The organism is Streptomyces humidus, from assembly GCF_014649655.1.
GTDB classification, from domain to species: domain Bacteria; phylum Actinomycetota; class Actinomycetes; order Streptomycetales; family Streptomycetaceae; genus Streptomyces; species Streptomyces humidus.
The window spans coordinates 1-2,256 of the sequence record NZ_BMTL01000110.1; the positions used below are offsets into that span (position 1 = coordinate 1).

The following is a 2,256-nucleotide window of genomic DNA, read 5'->3' on the forward strand; positions in this document are numbered from 1 at the left end:
ACACCAGCACGCCGAGGACGGTCCGGTGCCGCCGGCCATTCCCGAGACTCCGTCAGCAGCTCCACCGCACCCGCCGACCAGTCCACCGCCGACGACGGCTCATCCACGTGCAAGGTCTTCGGCAGCACACCATGCCGCATCGCCTGCACCATCTTGATCACACCCGCCACACCCGCGGTGGCCTGGGTGTGACCGAGGTTCGACTTCACCGAACCCAGCCACAACGGCTGGTCCGCCGGGCGGCCTTGCCCGTACGTCGCGATCAACGCCTGCGCCTCGATCGGATCACCCAACGAAGTACCCGTGCCATGCGCCTCCACCGCGTCGACGTCCGTGGCGAGCAGTCCGGAGTTGGCCAGCGCCTGGCGGATGACACGTCGCTGCGAGGGGCCGTTGGGCGCGGTCAGGCCGTTCGACGCGCCGTCCTGGTTCACCGCGCTGCCGCGCACGACCGCCAGGACGTCGTGGCCGTTGCGACGAGCGTCCGACAGCCGCTCCAGCAACAGCAGGCCCACGCCCTCGGCCCACGCCGTACCGTCCGCGCCCGCCGCGAACGCCTTGCAGCGAGCATCCTTCGCCAGGCCCCGCTGCCGCGAGAAGGCCACGAACGCGCCCGGCGTGGCCATCACGGACACACCGCCCGCCAGCGCGAGCGAGCACTCACCGCTGCGCAGCGCCTGGGCTGCCAGGTGGATGGCGACCAGTGCGGAGGAGCAGGCCGTGTCGATGGAGACGGCGGGGCCCTCGAAACCGAACGTGTACGAGACGCGGCCGGAGGTGACCGCGCCGGCGCTGCCGGTCAGGGCGTACCCCTCGGTGCTGGACTCCCCGCCCTCGAGGCTCGGGATGTAGTCCTGGGGCTTGGTCCCGGCGAAGACACCCACGTTGCGGCCTCGCAGCGAGGTCGGGTCGATGCCCGCACGCTCGAACACCTCCCACGAGGTCTCCAACAGCAGCCGCTGCTGCGGATCCATCGCCACTGCCTCACGCGGGCTGATGCCGAAGAAGGCGGCGTCGAACTCAGCGGCGTCGGCGACGAAGCCACCCTCCTTGACGTACGACTTCCCGGGACGCTCAGGGTCGGGGTCGAACAACCCGTTCACGTCCCAGCCGCGGTCCGTCGGGAAGGCCGAGATGCCGTCTGTTCCCTCTGCGACCAGCTTCCAGAGGTCCTCTGGCGAGGACACGCCTCCCGGGAGACGGCAGCCCATGGAGACGATCGCGATCGGCTCCGTCTTCTCGGATTCGACCTCGCGCAACCGCTTGCGCGCCTGGGTGAGATCGGCGAGGGCTCGCTTGAGGTAATCGCGCAGCTTGTCGTCGTTCGTGCTCATCGAAAAGTCCTTCTGCTCAACAGGTGTGGGGGCGGCGCCGCTGTCAGGAAGACCCGAGCTCGTTCTCCGCGAAGCTGAAGAGCTCGTCGTCGGAGGCGGAATCGAGGTCGAAATCCCTCTCGCCCTCCGCCAGGGCACCGGGCTCCGCACACCTGGTCGCCAGGGTCTGCAGGCGCTTGGCCATCTGGGCCATGACGTCGTCGTCCAGAGACGTACTGCTCAACGCGGCTTCGAGTCGATCCAGTTCGGCGAGCACGGACATCGGGGAGACACCCAGCTGCTCCAACAGGACATCGGCGAGAGCGGCCGGCGTCGGGTAGTCGAACACCGCCGAAGCGGGAAGCTGGAGTCCCGTGGCCGCCGTGAGCCGGTTGCGCAGCTCCACACCTGTGAGCGAGTCGAAGCCGAGGTCCTTGAAGGCGCGGTCCGGCGCGATGGCCTCCAGCCCGCTGCGACCCAGTACGGTCGCGACGTCGGCGCTCACCAGGTCGAGCAGGGCTCGCTGCCGCTCCGACTGCGGCATCTTCGCCAGCCTGTCGGCCAAGGACTCCCCCGCCATGTCGCCGACGCTGCCGACGGCACTGACACGGACGCTTCGGCGTGGCTTGCGGACCAGGCCGCGCAGCATGGACGGCACCTGGTCGACGGCCGCCTGCTCGGCGAGGGCCGCGAAGTCGAACTTGACAGGTATCAGTGCCGGTTCGTCGGCGCCGATCGCGGTGTCAAAGAGCGCCATCCCCTCCTCGACGGACAACGCACGAATACCGCCACGGCTCATCCGAGCCTGATCCGACTCCCCCAGCGTCTCCGTCATCGCACTCGACGCACCCCACAGGCCCCAGGCCAGCGACACAGCCGGCAGCCCCTGCGCACGGCGCCACTGAGCGAACGCGTCCAGGAACGCGTTCGCCGCCGAATAATT

The 2,256-nt window shown here is 69.3% G+C and carries 2 protein-coding genes; both read right to left on the reverse strand.

The features are described from left to right. Window positions 1-1,448, reverse strand: a 1,448-nt coding sequence (locus IE239_RS41230; RefSeq protein ID WP_373308239.1) for a type I polyketide synthase, incomplete at its 3' end; no start/stop codon positions are given. Then, window positions 1,378-2,256 (reverse strand): acyl carrier protein (locus tag IE239_RS41235; RefSeq protein WP_190154572.1); only part of this gene is annotated, 879 nt, incomplete at its 5' end. The genes IE239_RS41230 and IE239_RS41235, both read right to left, overlap by 71 nt.